Source organism: Pseudomonas fluorescens, assembly GCF_002837185.1.
Lineage (GTDB): Bacteria > Pseudomonadota > Gammaproteobacteria > Pseudomonadales > Pseudomonadaceae > Aquipseudomonas > Aquipseudomonas fluorescens_AM.
The window spans coordinates 18,020-36,359 of the sequence record NZ_KZ477994.1 but is presented as its reverse complement, the minus strand read 5'-3'; the positions used below and the strand labels follow the sequence as shown (position 1 = coordinate 36,359).

Annotated in this window: 13 protein-coding genes; 12 read left to right on the top strand and 1 reads right to left on the bottom strand. The window is 60.5% G+C overall.

Annotated elements, in window-relative coordinates; all coding sequences use genetic code 11:
• The first annotated feature begins 51 nt into the window (after window positions 1–51).
• The 11 genes from betB (at window position 52) to yccS (ending at window position 16,790) form a co-directional block, all read left to right on the top strand.
• Window positions 52–1,524, top strand: coding sequence for a betaine-aldehyde dehydrogenase (gene betB, locus CIB54_RS11680; protein ID WP_065949481.1), 1,473 nt, complete (start codon window positions 52–54; stop codon window positions 1,522–1,524).
• 129 nt (window positions 1,525–1,653) lie between these two features.
• On the top strand, window positions 1,654–3,357 hold the full coding sequence (gene betA / locus CIB54_RS11675) for a choline dehydrogenase (protein WP_065949480.1): 1,704 nt from the start codon (window positions 1,654–1,656) through the stop codon (window positions 3,355–3,357).
• Between the two features lie 205 nt (window positions 3,358–3,562).
• Entirely contained in the window at window positions 3,563–5,005 is a 1,443-nt protein-coding gene (locus CIB54_RS11670) for a TldD/PmbA family protein (protein WP_101219859.1), read from the top strand.
• Window positions 5,005–6,321: a TldD/PmbA family protein gene (locus CIB54_RS11665; protein WP_101219858.1), complete on the top strand. Its 1,317-nt coding sequence runs from the start codon at window positions 5,005–5,007 to the stop codon at window positions 6,319–6,321. Before CIB54_RS11670 ends, CIB54_RS11665 begins: the two co-directional genes overlap by 1 nt.
• A gap of 362 nt (window positions 6,322–6,683) precedes the next feature.
• Window positions 6,684–8,066, top strand: coding sequence for a hypothetical protein (locus CIB54_RS11660; protein WP_101219857.1), 1,383 nt, complete (start codon window positions 6,684–6,686; stop codon window positions 8,064–8,066).
• 76 nt (window positions 8,067–8,142) lie between these two features.
• Window positions 8,143–8,883 (top strand): hypothetical protein, encoded by a 741-nt coding sequence (locus tag CIB54_RS11655; RefSeq protein ID WP_157829712.1) that lies wholly within the window; start codon window positions 8,143–8,145, stop codon window positions 8,881–8,883.
• A 259-nt stretch (window positions 8,884–9,142) separates the two neighbouring features.
• Entirely contained in the window at window positions 9,143–10,033 is an 891-nt protein-coding gene (locus CIB54_RS11650) for an alpha/beta fold hydrolase (RefSeq protein WP_065949475.1), read from the top strand.
• Window positions 10,034–10,068: 35 nt separating this feature from the next.
• The gene (mdtD, locus tag CIB54_RS11645; protein ID WP_101219855.1) at window positions 10,069–11,496 is read left to right on the top strand and encodes a multidrug transporter subunit MdtD; all 1,428 of its coding nucleotides are present in this window, start codon (window positions 10,069–10,071) and stop codon (window positions 11,494–11,496) included.
• Between the two features lie 198 nt (window positions 11,497–11,694).
• Window positions 11,695–13,032: an ATP-dependent RNA helicase DbpA gene (dbpA, locus tag CIB54_RS11640; RefSeq protein ID WP_232790545.1), complete on the top strand. Its 1,338-nt coding sequence runs from the start codon at window positions 11,695–11,697 to the stop codon at window positions 13,030–13,032.
• 161 nt (window positions 13,033–13,193) lie between these two features.
• Entirely contained in the window at window positions 13,194–14,372 is a 1,179-nt protein-coding gene (locus CIB54_RS11635) for a BaiN/RdsA family NAD(P)/FAD-dependent oxidoreductase (protein ID WP_101219920.1), read from the top strand.
• A gap of 234 nt (window positions 14,373–14,606) precedes the next feature.
• Window positions 14,607–16,790: a YccS family putative transporter gene (gene yccS, locus CIB54_RS11630; RefSeq protein ID WP_101219853.1), complete on the top strand. Its 2,184-nt coding sequence runs from the start codon at window positions 14,607–14,609 to the stop codon at window positions 16,788–16,790.
• 95 nt (window positions 16,791–16,885) lie between these two features.
• Here yccS and CIB54_RS11625 read toward each other — a convergent pair whose 3' ends face one another.
• Window positions 16,886–17,623 (bottom strand): substrate-binding periplasmic protein, encoded by a 738-nt coding sequence (locus CIB54_RS11625; protein WP_101219852.1) that lies wholly within the window; start codon window positions 17,621–17,623, stop codon window positions 16,886–16,888.
• 199 nt (window positions 17,624–17,822) lie between these two features.
• Here CIB54_RS11625 and CIB54_RS11620 point away from each other — a divergent pair, with 199 nt between their 5' ends.
• The gene (locus CIB54_RS11620) at window positions 17,823–18,275 is read left to right on the top strand and encodes a GNAT family N-acetyltransferase (RefSeq protein WP_101219851.1); all 453 of its coding nucleotides are present in this window, start codon (window positions 17,823–17,825) and stop codon (window positions 18,273–18,275) included.
• The last annotated feature ends 65 nt before the right edge of the window (window positions 18,276–18,340 follow it).

Here is an 18,340-nt window from a genome sequence, read left to right as displayed (position 1 = left end):
GCTCACTTTTCGGCGGTTAACGCCAACCACTTATGCACTTGCGAGGACTTTATGGCCCGTTTCGAACTGCAAAAACTCTACATTGACGGCGGTTACAGCGACGCTGGCAGCGATGCCACCTTCGAAGCCATCAACCCGGCTAACGGTGAAGTTCTCGCCCAAGTGCAACGCGCCACGTTCGATGACGTTGAACGTGCCGTGGTCAGCGCCGAAAAAGGCCAGAAGATCTGGGCTGCCATGACCGCCATGGAGCGTTCGCGCATCCTGCGCCGCGCCGTCGACATCCTGCGCGAGCGCAACGATGAGCTGGCCGCCCTGGAAACCCTGGACACCGGCAAATCCTTCTCCGAAACCAAGTACGTCGACATCGTCACCGGCGCCGACGTGCTGGAATACTACGCAGGCCTGGTGCCGGCCATCGAAGGCGAGCAGATTCCGCTGCGCGATACCTCCTTCGTCTACACCCGCCGCGAGCCGCTGGGTGTGGTCGCCGGTATCGGCGCGTGGAACTACCCGATCCAGATCGCCCTGTGGAAATCCGCACCGGCCCTGGCCGCCGGTAACGCGATGATCTTCAAGCCCAGCGAAGTCACCTCGCTGACCACCCTGAAACTGGCCGAGATCTACACCGAAGCCGGCGTTCCGGCCGGTGTGTTCAACGTACTGACCGGCAGCGGCCGTGAAGTCGGCACCTGGCTGACCGAGCACCCGCGCATCGAGAAAGTCTCGTTCACCGGCGGCACCGACACCGGCAAGAAAGTCATGGCCAGCGCTTCGAGCTCCTCGCTCAAGGAAGTGACCATGGAACTGGGCGGCAAGTCCCCGCTGATCGTGTTCGAAGACGCCGACCTGGATCGTGCCGCCGACATCGCGATGATGGCCAACTTCTACAGCTCCGGCCAGGTCTGCACCAACGGCACTCGCGTGTTCGTGCCCAAGCACCTGCAAGCGGCGTTCGAAGCCAAGATTCTTGAACGTGTTGCGCGCATCCGTGTGGGCGACCCGCAGGACGACAACACCAACTTCGGTCCGCTGGTCAGCTTCGCCCACATGGAAAGCGTGCTGGGCTACATCGCCAAGGGCAAAGAGCAAGGCGCACGCCTGCTGTGCGGCGGCGATCGCCTGACCGACGGCGACCTGGCCAAAGGCGCTTTCGTGGCCCCGACGGTGTTCACCGACTGCACCGATGACATGACCATCGTGCGTGAAGAAATCTTTGGCCCGGTGATGAGCATCCTCACCTATGAAACCGAAGAAGAAGTGATCCGTCGCGCCAACGACACCGACTTCGGCCTGGCAGCCGGCCTGGTTACCAAGGACCTGAACCGCGCCCACCGCGTGATTCATCAACTGGAAGCGGGTATCTGCTGGATCAACGCCTGGGGCGAGTCCGACGCCAAGATGCCGGTCGGCGGCTACAAGCAATCGGGCGTGGGCCGTGAGAACGGGATCAGCTCGCTGAACAACTTCACGCGCATCAAGTCCGTGCAAGTCGAACTGGGTGAGTACGCATCAGTCTTCTGATGAGCCTTTAGCGGCAAGCTTCAAGCTGCAAGTAAAAGCAGTTGGCGTTTGCCGCATCTCTCATCCACACCGCTCGCTGCTTTTTCTTGCAGCTTGAAGCTTGGAGCGTGCAGCTCCCCCGGAGTACAGATGACTCAAGAATACGACTACATCATTGTTGGCGCAGGATCAGCAGGCAACACCCTTGCCACCCGTCTGACCGAAGACGAAGGCGTCACCGTCCTGTTGCTGGAAGCCGGTGGCCCGGACTACCGCCTCGACTTCCGTACCCAGATGCCGGCCGCCCTGGCCTTCCCGCTGCAAGGCCGCCGCTACAACTGGGCCTACGAAACCGATCCAGAGCCACACATGGACGGTCGCCGCATGGAGTGCGGTCGCGGCAAGGGCCTGGGGGGTTCTTCCCTGATCAACGGCATGTGCTACATCCGTGGTAACGCCATGGACTACGACAACTGGTCGAAGCTGCCGGGCCTGGAAGACTGGACCTACCTGGACTGCCTGCCGTATTTCCGCAAGGCCGAAACCCGCGACATCGGCCCCAACGACTACCACGGCGGCGACGGCCCGGTCAGCGTGACCACGCCCAAAGCCGGCAACAACCCGCTGTTCCACGCGATGGTTGAGGCTGGCGTACAAGCCGGTTACCCGCGTACCGAAGACTTGAACGGCTACCAGCAGGAAGGCTTCGGCCCGATGGACCGTACCGTCACGCCCAATGGCCGTCGCGCCAGCACCGCGCGCGGTTACCTGGACACGGCTAAAAAGCGTTCGACCCTGACCATCGTCACCCACGCCCTCACCGACAAAGTGCTGTTTGAAGGCAAGCGTGCGGTCGGCGTGCGTTACCTGATCGGCGCCGCTGAAGAGCGTGTTGAAGCCCGTGCGCGTAAAGAAGTACTGGTGTGCAGCGGCGCAATCGCGTCGCCGCAACTGCTGCAACGCTCCGGCGTCGGCCCGGCCAGGCTGCTGGAAAGCCTCGACATCCCGGTGGTCCATGACCTGCCAGGCGTCGGCGAAAACCTGCAGGATCACCTTGAGCTGTACCTGCAATACGCCTGCACCCAGCCGGTGTCGCTGTACCCCTCGCTGCTCTGGTACAACCAGCCGGCCATCGGTGCCGAATGGCTGTTCAACGGCACCGGTATCGGCGCCAGCAACCAGTTCGAGGCCGGCGGTTTTATCCGTTCGCGCCCGGAATTCGAATGGCCGAACATCCAGTACCACTTTCTGCCCGTCGCCATTAACTACAACGGCAGCAACGGCGTGAAAGAGCACGGCTTCCAGGCGCACATGGGTTCCATGCGTTCGCCGAGCCGTGGCCGCGTGCAACTGAAGTCGAAGAACCCACGGGACTACCCGAGCATCCTCTTCAACTACATGGCCACCGAACAGGACTGGCAGGAATTCCGTGACGGCATCCGCCTGACCCGTGAAATCATGCAACAGCCGGCGCTGGACCCGTACCGTGGCCGCGAAATCAGCCCAGGTATTGAAGTGCAAACCGATGAGCAGTTGGACCAGTTCATCCGCGAGCACGCCGAAACCGCGTTCCACCCGTCCTGCTCGTGCAAGATGGGCACCGACGAGATGGCGGTAGTGGATAACGAAGGCCGTGTGCATGGCATGCAGGGCCTACGTGTGGTCGATGCGTCGATCATGCCGATCATCACCACCGGCAACCTGAACGCACCAACGATCATGATCGCCGAGAAAATCGCCGACAAGATCCGTGGCCGCCAGCCACTGCCGCGCAGCACCGCCGACTACTACGTGGCCGGCGATGCGCCGGTGCGTAGCAAGCCGATGCGTGAAGTCGGGCCGACTGCGCAGTAACTGATACACCGCGGTGCCTGCATCGGGGGCAAGCCCCCTCCCACATTCGACCGTGTTCCAAAGGAAGTACGCGGTCAAGTGTGGGAGGGGGCTTGCCCCCGATGAGGCCCGAACAAACAACACACAACCACCTCCCTTGATCAGCTCCCAGCCCCGGCCTACTCTGTTGGCCTGCCCGCGCTGAGCCGCCCACAAGGAAGGCCCCATGTTCGAACACCACGCCACGCTCAAGAAACACTTCAGTGCCCTGCGCACCAACGCCCAATTCTTCTCCCTGCGCTATGTCCGCGAATCCGGCCGGTACCTGTCGGTACGCAAGAACGTCGCCGAACCGCCCCACCTGAGCCATGACGAAGGCGCCATGCTCACCGTGCGCCTCAACGGCGTGGAAGCCTACGCCGCAACCAACGATATTTCCCTGGCCGGCCTGCAGGCGGCTCTCGAGCGCGCCGAACAGCAAGCCCGGCAGATCCTGCCCCACGCCCTGCTCGACCTGCGCGAGCAATCGGTCTCCAGTGACGTTGCCGACTACCTCTCACCCGACTTCGACCGGCCTTTCCCCACCCTGAGCGACTGCTACCAACTGCTCGGCGATGAGTCGGCTGCCGTGCCCAGGGATGAGCGCCTGGTGAGCTGGGACGTGAGTCTGGGCCAGACCACTGTCGAACAGATCTACCTCAACACGGCCGGCGCCCAATTGCGCCAGGCTCAGCGCTTTGTGTTCCCCGGCGTCAATGTCACGGCCTTTGATGGCAACGACAGCCAGACCCGCACCCTCGGCGGCAGCAACTTCGGCCAGCAAGGCGGATTTGACGTGATCAGCCGCTTCGGCCTGATCGGCGCCGCGCCGCGCGTGGCCGACGAGGCCCTGCAACTGCTGCTGGCACCGAACACGCCCCAGGGTCCGCGTGACCTGCTGCTGATGCCCGACCAGATGATCCTGCAGATCCACGAGTCCATCGGCCATCCGCTGGAGCTGGACCGCATCCTCGGCGACGAACGCAACTACGCCGGCACCAGCTTTGTGAAGGCCAGCGACTTCGGCCACCTGCAATACGGTTCACCGCTGCTCAACGTGACGTTCGACCCGGACATCCCCGAACAGCTTGCCAGCTACAGCCATGACGATGACGGCACCCGCGCCAGCAAGCAGTTCCTGATCCGCGAAGGTCTGCTGCTCAAGCCGCTGGGCGGCGCATTGTCGCAATTTCGCGCCAACCTGCCAGGCGTCGCCAACAGCCGCGCTTGCGGCTGGAACCGCCCGCCCATTGATCGCATGGCCAACTTGAATATCGAGCCCGGCGATAAAAACCTCGCGCAACTGGTGGGCGGTATTGAAAACGGCATCCTGATGAGCACCAACCGTTCGTGGTCCATCGACGATGCGCGCAACAAGTTCCAGTTCGGGTGTGAGTGGGGCCAGTTGATCGAAAACGGCGAACTCAAGGGTGTGGTGAAGAACCCCAACTACCGCGCCATTTCCGCACAGTTCTGGCGCAACCTCAGCGCGGTCGGCGATGCCAGCACCTTCAAGGTATTGGGCACGCCGAACTGCGGCAAGGGCGAGCCCAACCAGGTGATCCGTGTGGGCCATGCCTCACCGGCCTGTGTATTCAGTAACGTCGATGTATTCGGGGGAGACGCCTGATGAATAATTTCAAGGCACTGGTGGACTGGCTCAAGCAGGCCGTCACCGACAAGGAGCAATTTCACCTCGGCTATGCGGATGAATCGTCAGCATTCGTGCGTTTCAACCACGCACAGGTGCGCCAGGCCGGCCAAGTGCAACAGGCCAGCCTGAACCTCAAGCTGATCAACGATGGTCGCCACGCCGACTTGGGCATCACCCTGTCCGGCGAACCGGATCTGGATCGCCAGCGACTGGCCGATGGCCTGCAGCAGCTGCGTGAAACCTTGCCGTTGCTGCCACCGGACCCGTATTTGTTGCTGAACCACAACGCCTGGCACAGCCACAACGAACAATTGCGGCCTCTGCCGGAGTTGGCCCAGGTGCTGCAAGACATCAGCCAGGCCGCCGAAGGTGTGGACCTGGTCGGGTTCTATGCCGCCGGTCCCATCACCCGTGGCTTCGCCAGCTCCGACGGCGCGTTCGGCTGGCACCAGGCCAATAGCTTCAACTTCGACTTCAGCCTGTTCCACGCCAATGGCGAAGCGGTCAAGGCCAGCTACGCCGGGCACACCTGGGACAGTACCGAGTTCGCCCGGCGCGTCCAACAGGCCCGCGACCAGCTCCATTTCCTGGGCCGACCGCTGCACCCCTTGGCGCCCGGACAGTACCGCGCCTACCTCGCTCCGGCGGCACTCGAAGAGATCATCAGCATCGTTACCTGGGGCGGTTTTTCCGCCCAGGCCATCGCCAGCAAAGGCAGCTCGTTGCAACGCCTGTATGCCGGCGAACAACACCTGAGCCCGCTGGTGACAGTCAGCGAGCAGATCAGCGGCTCACTGAGCCAGGCCTTTTCCCCAGAAGGCTACCCACGCAGCGATGTCAGGTTGATCAATACGGGCCGCGCCGACGGTCAACTGGTCAACTCGCGCAGCGCTGCCGAATATAGCCTCAGTGCCAACGGCGCCGGCAGCGACGAGTCCCCCAGCGCCCTGCAGATGGCCGCCGGCAACCTGGCACAGGCCGATATCCTCAAGCAATTGGGCACCGGGTTGTACATCAGCAACCTGTGGTACCTGAACTATTCCGACCTGCCGGCGGCGCGCCTGACCGGCATGACCCGCTTTGCCACGTTCTGGGTGGAAGACGGCGAGATCAAGGCACCGGTCAGCACCATGCGCTTTGATGACAGTGTGTACAGCCTGCTGGGCTCACAGCTTGAAGCGTTGACGGTTGAACGGGAACTGCTGCTGTCGGCCAGCACCTATGGGCAGCGCAATACATCCTCCAATTTGTTGCCCGGCGCTCTGGTCAAACGCCTGACCTTAACCCTTTAAACGTTTTCTCCTGCTCCGACCAGACACAGTGGCAGCTTCGGCTGCCATTGTTCATTCGCGATATCGGCCCTCTTCGACAATACGCAAAAAACGCTTACGCAGAGAATTCTCCTACATCAAAAAAATTGAAGATTATCTCTTGTCACAGACATCCCACTAAACGACAGGAACGGAAAAGTCAGACATTGCCACTGACGGTAGTGCCCCTACAAAGAGCGGCTTACTTTCATACCGGGACAGTTGAAATGCATTCGATAAATTCACACGCTGGACATCATTCACCTATCGCGTTCGGCTACCAGCACAGGAACGCTGCGACAAAACCAACACACTCAAACGTTCACACTCCTGCACCTACGAAGTTGCACATCGCCAACGCCCAGACAAACAATACAGCGCGTATTGATTTTTTGTCCAACAAGGACAAAGGCGAACCGCCCCGCGATATTTGGACGGGATTTTATGCCTCTTATCATTGGGACCACCACGATGATTGGGCGGGGCCGATTAAAGCGGCCATGTCGGGGCTCGGCCAAAGCCCGCTGGGTATCTTTGATGAGGTGGCCCGAACTGAGAATGGATACAACATAACCATGAAGGACAACTTCAAACTTCATATCACCGATAAGGAACTGGCACTGGCCACTCACTATGCCAAGTTTTCCGGCACTGACGAAGGCATGCTAAAAGATGCACGCTTTCTATTCGCCGTCATGAATAAACGCCGTCACATTAATTATCACTATGACGTCCAACACATTGACTACTCCAATGACCTCAGAAAACGCAGCTTCAACGCGACGCTGCAAGCCTCTGATTACGGTATTCAGGGGCATCAAGCCTTGAAACTCCTGGGGCTTGGCACACAATTGAAACAGGTATGGTCTCAGGACGTTAAAAACGAAGTAGGCGTGCCGGCAACTAATCCCTTCCCCTACAGACGAGGCATGATAAGCGAAGGGTTTATGGACAGCTACGGCCAGAAGAAATCCGCTCCGAAATGGATAGAAAGCTTTATTGTCCTCAAGGAGCCGCATACCTCTATGCCTCCTCCGCTTGTGACCCCAAGCTCCCCACCGAAACCCCGCACCTTCACGCTTGAGCCCCTCCCCAACAGCAATCCTGAGGCACTTGGCGAACTCCCGGATCTGTCCAAAAAAAGAAATGGACAAAAACCGGATGACCCCATGTTGGGCTTCTATACGACAAGACCTTATATGTTTGAAGGTGAGACCTCAACTCACGCAGATGTCATAAAACTATTAATGAACACGTTCGGGCAAAGCCCTACCGATGTCTTTTCAAGCGTAAAATATGCAGACAATGTTTACGCCATCACCTTCAGAGACGGCGTTGAGGTAAAACTGTCGCGGGACGAACTTGAGCTGGCAGAAGACAACTCGCGATTCACGGGCAATGATGATGGGTTGCTCCAAGATGCAAATTTCATTTTTGCCGCGTACATTAAACGCCAACAACTTCAACCTCCAGAACCTGGCTTTGGCCTTAGTTTCGAGGCAGCGCTGGAACGCAACCTGACGGGCCGAACAGTAAAAAGCGTTTTGGAAGGTATGGGTGTCACCCACTCTATCAAATACGTAGAACGGGCCGGCGATGCCGATGGCATGGTATTGTTAAGTGCCGGTAATGCCGGCGGCCTATTCAAGGACGGCGCACTCGCCAAAGAAGGTCAATACCACTCGGAGGATGGCGCCACACAAAAACAAGGCTATCAACTCGTGTAACAACGACCCGGCATTATTATAATCCTGCACCTCAAGCGCACCACCGCCATAGTTTCTTCCCCATGATAATCACCTGATGAACGGCCTACCTATGCACATCGGAACAGCTCTATACCCTGCTGCAACTTTCTCCACACCTTATGATAATCACAGGATAAACGACCGCCATATAGAAAACGGTGTATTCAATCCCGGCTACACGGAAGGAAAACCGCCACCAAACGTGCGTTCCACCACTGTTTCGGGTATTCGACCGAAAAACATATGGAAGGATTTCTTTCAGGTGAGCGAAGGCAACTGCGTCACCGTTTCTGCAATCAAAGCGGCGATGGCCAAATACGGCAATCACCCAGAAGGTATTTACAAGAACATAATCCGATCAGATGAGGGATTCGACATCACCATGAGAGACGGCGTAAAGGTCTTCCTCACTCATGAAGAATTGGGGCAGGCCATGGACAGTGCAGGCTTCGCCGGCAAGGGTAAGGTCTTGCGACATGCCATTTTTTTGTATGCCGCCAGTGCAAAGCGAGCGCAAAACGAAAACAATGACGGCAGGGCCAAGCAAAGTTTTGAAGCCGCCATGGGTACATTAAATGACGGCGAGCATCCTGGCGAAGCACTCACCCGCCTGGGGCTAAAAAACCATATGCGCAGGGGGACTGTTGAGGAATTGAAAAACGGCGCGATAGGTACACTTGCCGATTCCGTCCATTCGGTCGCTGTCGTCGACGCTCATATAGACCTGTGGAGTATTAAAAGGGTGCTGGCTGGCTCAACATGGGAAAAAGCACCTGACGTATTGGTCCTGGATTGAACATCCGCTTTTTTCACACGTTGCCCCAAAAAAAGACGCTGCCAAAGCCAATGCCCCTGCTCCTTGGGGCATTGCGCTTTACCCACCAAGCTTTTCACCTCTTCCTGCCGCCAATACCCAACTGACCGTTTTGAATGCCCCGTTAGTTGTCGCGTGCAAAAAACCTCGTTATAAGGACTAATGGCATCCCGCCACCCCACCCGCGTGCCCGCACGTGATGCATGACCTTGCCAGGTAAACGGCAAGCTGGAGCGTTGACATGAACCATGGAAGTTTTGTCATTGAAAGGCCGTTCAAGCACTACAACGTTCACGTAGAGCAGCTCGGTAACAACCCGGAAAGAAAAACCGTGTTGATGGTCAACGGTGCACTGTCCACCACCCGCTCCTTTGCCCGCACCAGCAAATGCCTGGCCGAGCATTTCAATGTACTGCTGTTCGACCTGCCTTTCTCCGGCTACTCGCGTGAATACAACACCGACCTGGAACTGGTGACCAAGGACGACGAAGTACAGATACTGCGGGCGCTGGTGGAGCGTTTTGCGGTCAACCATCTGGTCTCGGCCTCCTGGGGTGGCATCTCCACATTGCTGACGCTGGCGCATAACCCACCGTCCATCGAAAGCTCGGTGGTGATGGCCCTGGCGCCCAACCTCAACCAGGCGATGCTTGAGTATGTGGAGCGTGTACGCGTACTGATCGAGGCCGATGACAAATCCGCCGTGGGCCACCTGCTCAACGAGACAGTCGGCAAATACCTGTCGCCGCGCCTCAAGCGCAACAACCACCGCCACCTGTCGACCATGGCCACCACCGAATATCGCCAGGCGCGTTTTCATATCCACCAGGTCTTGGCACTGGGCGATGGCAACTATTTGCCCGCACTCCGGCAAATTGACACGCCGGTGCACTTTATCAACGGTACGCTGGACGAATACACCCCTGCCGCCGAAGCCCGGTTGTTCGGCGATTACGTGGGGCGCAGCAGTTTCGCCGTGGCCGAACACACCGGCCATTTGCTCGACCTGGAATCACGCGAGGCGGCGCTGGCGGTGCATCGTGCCTTGCTGGATTTTCTGGTGGGCGAGCACGCCGCGTTGTCGGATATAGACGAACCGCTAGTGGGAAAAACGGCGACGAATGGCGCATAATCGCCGACACATAGCCTGCTAACAAAAGGGTTCCCATGCCGAATCGTGCCCCTCTCGACGCCAAGACCGCCCGCTGGCTGCCCTGGGTGGTCGCGATTGCCTTCTTCATGCAGTCGCTGGACGGGACGATCCTCAACACGGCGCTGCCGGCCATGGCCCGGGACCTGGCGGAAAACCCGCTGCGCATGCAGGGCGTGGTGATTGCCTACATGCTCACCGTCGCCTTGCTGATCCCTGCATCGGGCTGGATCGCCGACCGCTTCGGCACCAAGAAAATCTTCTTTGGCGCGATCCTGCTGTTCAGCATCGGCTCATTGTTGTGCGCCTTGTCCAGCAGCTTGAGCATGCTGGTGGGTGCACGGGTGATCCAGGGCCTGGGGGGTGCGCTGATGCTGCCGGTCGGACGCCTGGTGGTACTGCGCGCCTATCCGCGTTCCGAGCTGGTGCGCATCATGGGTTTCATTACCATCCCCGGACTGCTCGGCCCGCTGCTCGGCCCGACCCTGGGCGGCTGGATGGTGCAATACCTGACCTGGCACTGGATCTTCCTGATCAACCTGCCGGTGGGCATGATCGGCTGCTACGCGGTGTGGAAGTTCATCCCCGACCTGCGCGGCAGCGAGCGCACGCGCTTCGATAGCCTCGGCTTCCTGCTGTTCGGCGCGGCGATGGTGCTGATCACCATCGCCATGGAGGGCCTGGGCGAACTGCACCTGCCGCACCTGCGGGTGATGTTGCTGCTGTTCGGCGGGCTGGCGTGCCTGGCGGCGTATTGGCTGCGCGCCGGGCATATCGACAACGCACTGTTCTCGCCGGTGCTGTTCAAGACCCGCACCTTTGCCGTGGGCATCCTCGGTAACCTGTTCGCCCGCCTGGGCAGCGGTGCGCTGCCGTTCCTGGTGCCGCTGCTGTTGCAGGTGGCGCTGGGTTATTCGCCGTCACAAGCCGGCATGAGCATGCTGCCGCTGGCGGCGGCGGCGATGTTTGCCAAGTCCATCGCCCGGCCGTTGATCGAGCGCCTGGGTTATCGCATGGTGCTCACCGGCAACACCCTGGCCCTGGGCGCCATGCTGGCGAGCATGGGCCTGGTCAGCGAGCAAACCCCTTATCCGCTGCTGCTGGGGATGCTGGCGGTGCTCGGCGCAATCAACTCCCTGCAATTCACGGCGATGAACACCGTCACCCTGATCGACCTCGACGACGCCCAGGCCAGCAGCGGCAACAGTTTGCTCTCGGTGGTGGCACAACTGTCCCTGAGCCTGGGCGTGGCCTGCGCCGGTGCCCTGCTCGGCGGGTTCACCCTGGAGACCGGCAACGATGGGGTGAACACGGTGCTCGGCGCGTTCCAGCTGACGTTCCTCACCGTGGGCATCATGGCCATGCTGGCGGCGGCGATCTTCCTGCAACTGTCGCCAAAAGACGGTAAACGCGTGATCAGCCGCGAGCATGACCTGGAGCATTGAAGCAGTGGCAAGCTTCACGTTGTAAGCTTCAAGCTTGCGGCTTGCGGCTGATAACTTGCCGCTGGCCCCCTACGCCTCGTCGAGAACATACAAAGAAACCCAAGGGGGCCTGCTACACTGCGCGACATTTTGTTTTGCAGAGCCAGTCCCGTGACCACCATCGCCACCGCTTTTAATACTTTGCCCCTGTCCGCCGCCATGCTGGCTAACCTCGACTCGCTGGGTTATGTCGAGATGACGCAGATCCAGGCGCAGAGCTTGCCGGTGATCCTCAAGGGGCTGGACCTGATTGCCCAGGCCAAGACCGGCAGCGGCAAGACCGCCGCCTTTGGTATCGGCCTGCTGAACCCGATCAACCCGCGCTATTTCGGGTGCCAGGCCCTGGTGATGTGCCCGACCCGCGAGCTGGCCGACCAGGTGGCCAAGGAAATCCGTCGCCTGGCCCGCGCCGAAGACAACATCAAGGTGCTGACCCTGTGCGGCGGCGTCTCCCTCGGCCCGCAGATCGCGTCCCTTGAGCACGGTGCCCACGTGATCGTCGGTACTCCGGGCCGCATCCAGCAGCACCTGCGCAAAGGTTCGCTGGTACTGGACGGCCTGAACACGCTGATCCTCGACGAAGCCGACCGCATGCTCGACATGGGTTTCTACGACGCCATCGAAGACATCATCAGCAAGACCCCGCCCCGCCGCCAGACCCTGCTGTTCTCGGCCACTTACCCGGTGAGCATCAAGCAGCTGGCCTCCAAGTTCATGCGCGCGCCGCAGCGAGTGAAGGCCGAAGCGTTCCACTCCGACGATCAGATCGAACAGCGTTTCTACGAGATCTCCCCGGAAGAGCGCATGGACGCCGTGACCAAGGTGCTGGCGCATTTCCGCCCGGCGTCGTGCGTGGCGTTCTGCTTTACCAAGCAGCAAGTGCAGGAAACCGTGGATCACCTGACCGCCAAAGGCATTTCCGCCGTCGGCCTGCACGGTGACCTGGAGCAACGCGACCGTGACCAGGTACTGGCCATGTTCGCCAACCGCAGCACTTCGGTGCTGGTGGCCACCGACGTGGCCGCCCGTGGCCTGGACATCGACTCGCTGGACATGGTGATCAACGTCGAACTGGCCCGCGACTCGGAAATCCACATTCACCGTGTTGGCCGTACCGGTCGCGCGGGTGAGACCGGCATCGCCATCAGCCTGGTGGCGCCGTCCGAAGCGCACCGCGCCCAGGCCATCGAGCAACTGCAGAAGTCGCCGCTGAACTGGGATCAACTGGACAACCTCAAGCCGCAGAGCGGTGGCCCGCTGCTGCCGGTGATGAGCACGCTGTGCATCGCTGCCGGCCGCAAGGACAAGGTTCGCCCAGGCGACATCCTCGGCGCGCTGACGGGTGACGCCGGCATCCCGGGTGCCCAGGTCGGCAAGATCGCGATCTTTGACTTCCAGGCCTTCGTGGCCGTGGAACGCGGCATCGCCAAGCAGGCGCTGCAGCGTTTGAACGACGGCAAGATCAAAGGCCGTTCGTTGCGCGTGCGTATCCTGTAACACGACCGTTGATCCAATGAAGATCCAATGTGGGAGGGGGCTTGCCCCCGATGGCGGTGTGTCAGTCAGTCCATCTGTTACTGATACACCGCCATCGGGGGCAAGCGCCCTCCCACAGTTTTGATGACATTTCAGCTGAATATTTGTATGAGGACATGGTTTTGCGCTCGACCGAAGTTGTGATCATTGGCGCCGGCGCCGCCGGCTTGATGTGCGCACTGACCGCCGCCGGGCGCGGGCGCAAGGTGATGCTGATCGACCATGCGAACAAGGCCGGCAAAAAGATCCTGATGTCCGGCGGTGGCCGCTGCAACTTCACCAATCTGTACACCGAGCCGGCCAACTTCCTCTCGCACAACGCGCACTTCTGCAAGTCGGCCCTGGCGCGCTACACCCAGTGGGATTTCATCGGCTTGGTGGCCAAGCACGGCGTGCCGTACCACGAAAAGAAACTCGGCCAGCTGTTCTGCGATAACAAGTCCAGCGACATCCTCGGCATGCTCCTCGATGAATGCATCCAGACCGGCGTGAGCCTGCACCTGGACACGTCCATCCAGGCAATCGCCCGGCTCGACAGCGGCTATCAGTTGCACACCACCTTGGGCGAGCTGCACTGCGAGTCACTGGTGATTGCCACCGGCGGCTTGTCGATACCGACCCTGGGCGCCACCGGTTTCGGTTATCAAGTGGCCAGGCAATTCGGCCATGAACTGCTGCCGACCCGCGCGGGGTTGGTGCCGTTCGCCATCACCGACCAGCTCAAGGACCTGTGCGGCGAGCTGTCCGGCACCTCGGTGGATTGCCTGGTCAGCTGCAACGGCCAGAGCTTTCGCGAGAACATTCTGTTCACCCACCGTGGCCTGAGCGGGCCGGCGATCCTGCAGGTTTCCTCCTACTGGGAACCCGGCGACACGGTCCACATCAACCTGCTGCCCGACCACGACGCCCACGCGTGGCTGCAACAGCAACAGGCCGAGCGCCCCAACAGCGAGCTGAAGACACTGCTGGGCGAGATCTTCACCAAGAAGATGGCCAACCTGCTGGCGGACACCTGGTTCGCGTCCAAGCCGATGAAGCAGTACACCCATGCCGAAATCGCCGAGATCGCCGAGAAGCTCGGCAACTGGCAACTGGTACCGGCGGGCACCGAGGGCTATCGCACGGCCGAGGTAACATTAGGTGGGGTCGATACGCGGGAAGTGTCGTCCAAGACCATGGAATCGCTGAAAAGCCCAGGGTTGTACTTTATCGGCGAAGTGCTGGATGTGACCGGCCACCTGGGTGGGTTCAACTTCCAGTGGGCGTGGGCATCGGGTTACGCAGCCGCGCAATATGTCTGAAGGGTGTACTCGGTCAAATGTGGGAGGGGGTTTGCCCCCGATGGCGGTGTATCAGTTTGCACATGCAGTGGCTGACACACTGCTATCGGGGGCAAGCCCCCTCCCACATTGACTGCATTCCACATTGAGAATGGGTGTGCGGGAATAATTTTCTGTTGGATGTGATCACCACCCTTGCCGTGGCGTCCTTGATAGCTCAATTTAGCGACAACGTCCCGGAAGACTCCAGACTTCATGTCATCGACCTCGTTCAAGCAGTCCCTGCGGCGCCTGTGGGCACTGGATAAATTCAGCTACAGCATTCGGGTGTTCATCGCCCTGACCGGCAGCATGGCGCTGTGCTGGTATCAGGATGAAATGACATTGTTGATCCCGCTGTTCCTGGGGATTATCGCCAGCGCCCTGGCCGAGACCGATGACAGTTGGCAAGGCCGTCTCAACGCCCTGGCGGTGACGCTGGTGTGTTTCAGCATCGCCGCGCTGTCGGTGGAGCTGTTGTTTCCCTACCCCTGGATTTTCGCGGCCTCCCTGGCCCTGGCCACGTTCGGCCTGACCATGCTCGGCGCGCTCGGCGAACGCTATGGCGCGATTGCCTCGGCGACCTTGATCCTGTCGGTCTACACCATGATCGGCGTGGACCAGCGCGGCGGTGCCGTCAGTGATTTCTGGCACGAGCCGTTGCTGCTGGTAGCGGGCGCGGCCTGGTACGGCGTGCTGTCGGTGCTGTGGCAGGCGCTGTTTTCCAACCAGCCGGTGCAGCAGAGCCTGGCGCGGTTGTTCCGCGAGCTGGGGCGTTATCTGAAGCTCAAATCGTCATTGTTCGAGCCGATCCGCCAACTGGATGTGGAAGCACGCCGCCTGGAGCTGGCCCAGCAGAATGGCCGGGTGGTCGCGGCGTTGAACGCGGCCAAGGAAATCATCCTGCACCGCGTCGGCAATGGCCGGCCGGGCTCGAAGGTCAGCCGCTACCTGAAGCTGTACTTCCTGGCCCAGGACATCCACGAGCGCGCCAGTTCCTCCCACTACCCTTATAACGCGCTGGCCGAAGCGTTTTTCCACAGCGACGTGCTGTTCCGCTGCCAGCGCCTGCTGCGCCAGCAAGGCAAGGCCTGCCAGGCCCTGGCCGAGTCGATCCAACTGCGCCAGCCGTTTATTTATGACGACAGTTTTGCCGAAGCCCTGGGCGATTTGAACGCCTCCCTGGAACACCTGCGCATCCAGAGCAACCCGGCCTGGCGCGGCTTGCTGCGCTCGTTGCGCGCCCTGGCCGCCAACCTATCGACCCTCGACCGTCTGCTCGGCGACGCAAGCAACCCCGACGCCTTGGCCGACGCCACCGACAGCAACCTGCTGGACCGCGCCCCACGCAACCTCAAGGAAATGTGGACGCGCCTGCGCACCCAGCTCACGCCCACCTCGCTGCTGTTTCGCCATGCCTTGCGCCTGTCCCTGGCATTGACCGTCGGCTACGCCACCCTGCATGCCATCCACGCCTCCCAGGGTTACTGGATCATCCTCACCACGCTGTTTGTCTGCCAACCCAACTACGGTGCAACGCGCCGCAAGCTCGGCCAGCGGATCATCGGCACCGCCATCGGCCTGACCGTGGCCTGGGCGCTGTTCGACCTGTTCCCGAGCCCGGTGGTGCAGTCAATGTTCGCCATCGCCGCCGGCCTGGTGTTCTTTATCAACCGCACCACGCGCTACACCCTGGCCACGGCGGCGATCACCCTGATGGTGCTGTTCTGCTTCAACCAGGTGGGCGATGGCTACGGACTGTTCCTGCCACGCCTGTTCGATACCTTGCTCGGCAGCCTGATCGCGGGCCTGGCGGTGTTCCTGTTCCTGCCGGACTGGCAAGGCCGACGCCTGAACAAAGTGCTGGCCAACACCCTGACCTGCAACAGCATCTACCTGCGCCAGATCATGCAGCAGTACGCCGCCGGCAAGAGCGACGACCTGGCTTACCGCCTGGCCCGTCGCAACGCACACAACGCCGATGCGGCGCTGTCCACCACCCTGGCGAATATGCTGATGGAGCCTGGGCACTTTCGTAAGGAGGCCGACGTAGGCTTCCGCTTCCTGGTGCTGTCGCACACCCTGCTCAGCTATCTGTCGGGCCTTGGCGCGCATCGCGACACCCAACTGCCGGCCGACGTGCGCGAGCAGTTGATCGAAGGCGCGGGCAACAGCCTGGCGGCGAGCATTGATGAGATCGCCACGGGGTTGGCGAACAAACAGCCGATTGCGATCCAGAGCGATGACGAGGAAGCAATGGCCGCGCAGCTTGAGCAGATGCCGGATGAGATCGACGAGGGGCAGCGCCTGGTGCAGACGCAATTGGCCTTGATTTGTCGGCAGTTGGGGCCGTTGCGTACGTTGGCGACGCACCTGATCAAAGATACCCGCGCGGCTTAAACCGCTATCGGGGGCAAGCCCCCTCCCACATTTGACGGTGTTCACAAATCAAAAGTGTGGGAGGGGGCTTGCCCCCGATGAGGCCCGCACAGGCGCTACATCCCATGGGCCCTCATCAACTTCGCATAACTGCCATCCGCCTTCATCCTGGCGATCTCCCGATCAAAGCCGGCCACGATCTGCGCATGCTCGGGGTTCTTCAGGCTGACCAGGATATGCAGGCTGTTCTCGCTCAGCGGCTCGCCCACGAATTCCACGGCGCTGCGCACCCTGGGCGACTCGCGTGCCAGGTAGTAGCGCGCCACGAACTCATCCTCCAGGGTCAGGCGCACACGTTTTGCCGCCAGCATCCGCACGGCCATGGCAAAGTTATGCACCGGCACTTTCTGTAACTGCGCATCCTGGTCGAACGCCGCCGAATAGGCGTAACCACGCACCACGGCGATGCTTTCGCCATGCAACTGTTGCAGGTCCTGATAATCGACAGGGTCGTCGCGGCGCTTGATAAAGCGCACACGGTTGACCAGATATTGCGCGGAAAACTCACCCAACTGCGTGCGGTCATCGTTGTACCAGGCGTTGATCAGCACATCGTAGCGCCCATCGCCTATCCCCTTGAGCGCGCGCGCCCAAGGCACCTGCTCAAAATCACTCGCGTACCCGGCCCGAGCCAGCGCGGTGCTGACAATATCCGTAGCCAGCCCACCGTTGACCAGCGTGACATCGGTAAACGGCGGCCAACCGTCCGCCACCAGGCGCAAACGCTGCGCCAATACCGGTTGAGCCAGCAACAACACTGCAATCAAAGCAACGGCACGAGACAATCGCGGCATGCTTAAAATCCTTGGCGGGCAGGCGATGGCCTGATAACAGTAGCTCATCAATGAGCCTGCATTGCTTATTACACAAAGAAGTCAGGCATGCATGCGCTGAATGATGGCAAATTGACGCCATTCACAAAATGGCCGCTTTTGGACAGCCGCGCCCATCGCACTTACTATCCCTGCCAAGCCTTCGACAAGAGCGCACATCATGACGGTTGATTGGGTCTGCAAGCATCACGACGATCTGGGCAAGGAACAGCTGTACGCCATCCTGCGCCTGCGCAGCGAGGTGTTCGTGGTTGAGCAACAGTGTGTTTACCAGGACATCGACGGGCAGGACCTATCCGGCGATACCCACCACCTGATGGCCTGGAAAGAGGATGAGCTGGTGGCCTATCTGCGGCTGCTGGACCCGGAGTCACAGGGCGGCGATGTGGTGATTGGCCGGGTGATCGTTGCGCCGTCGGCGCGCGGCACCGGGCTGGGGCATTTGATGATGATCGAGGCACTTGGGCAGGTTGAAAAAATTTGGCCGGACACGCCGGTATTTTTGTCGGCCCAGGCGCATTTGCAGGGGTATTACGGGCGGTATGGGTTTGTGGTGGAGGGTGAGGAATATATGGAGGACGATATTCCACATATTGGTATGCGGCGGGCTTGAGGGCCTCATCGGGGGCAAGCCCCCTCCCACACTGTTGATTGGTGAACACCGTCAAAATGTGGGAG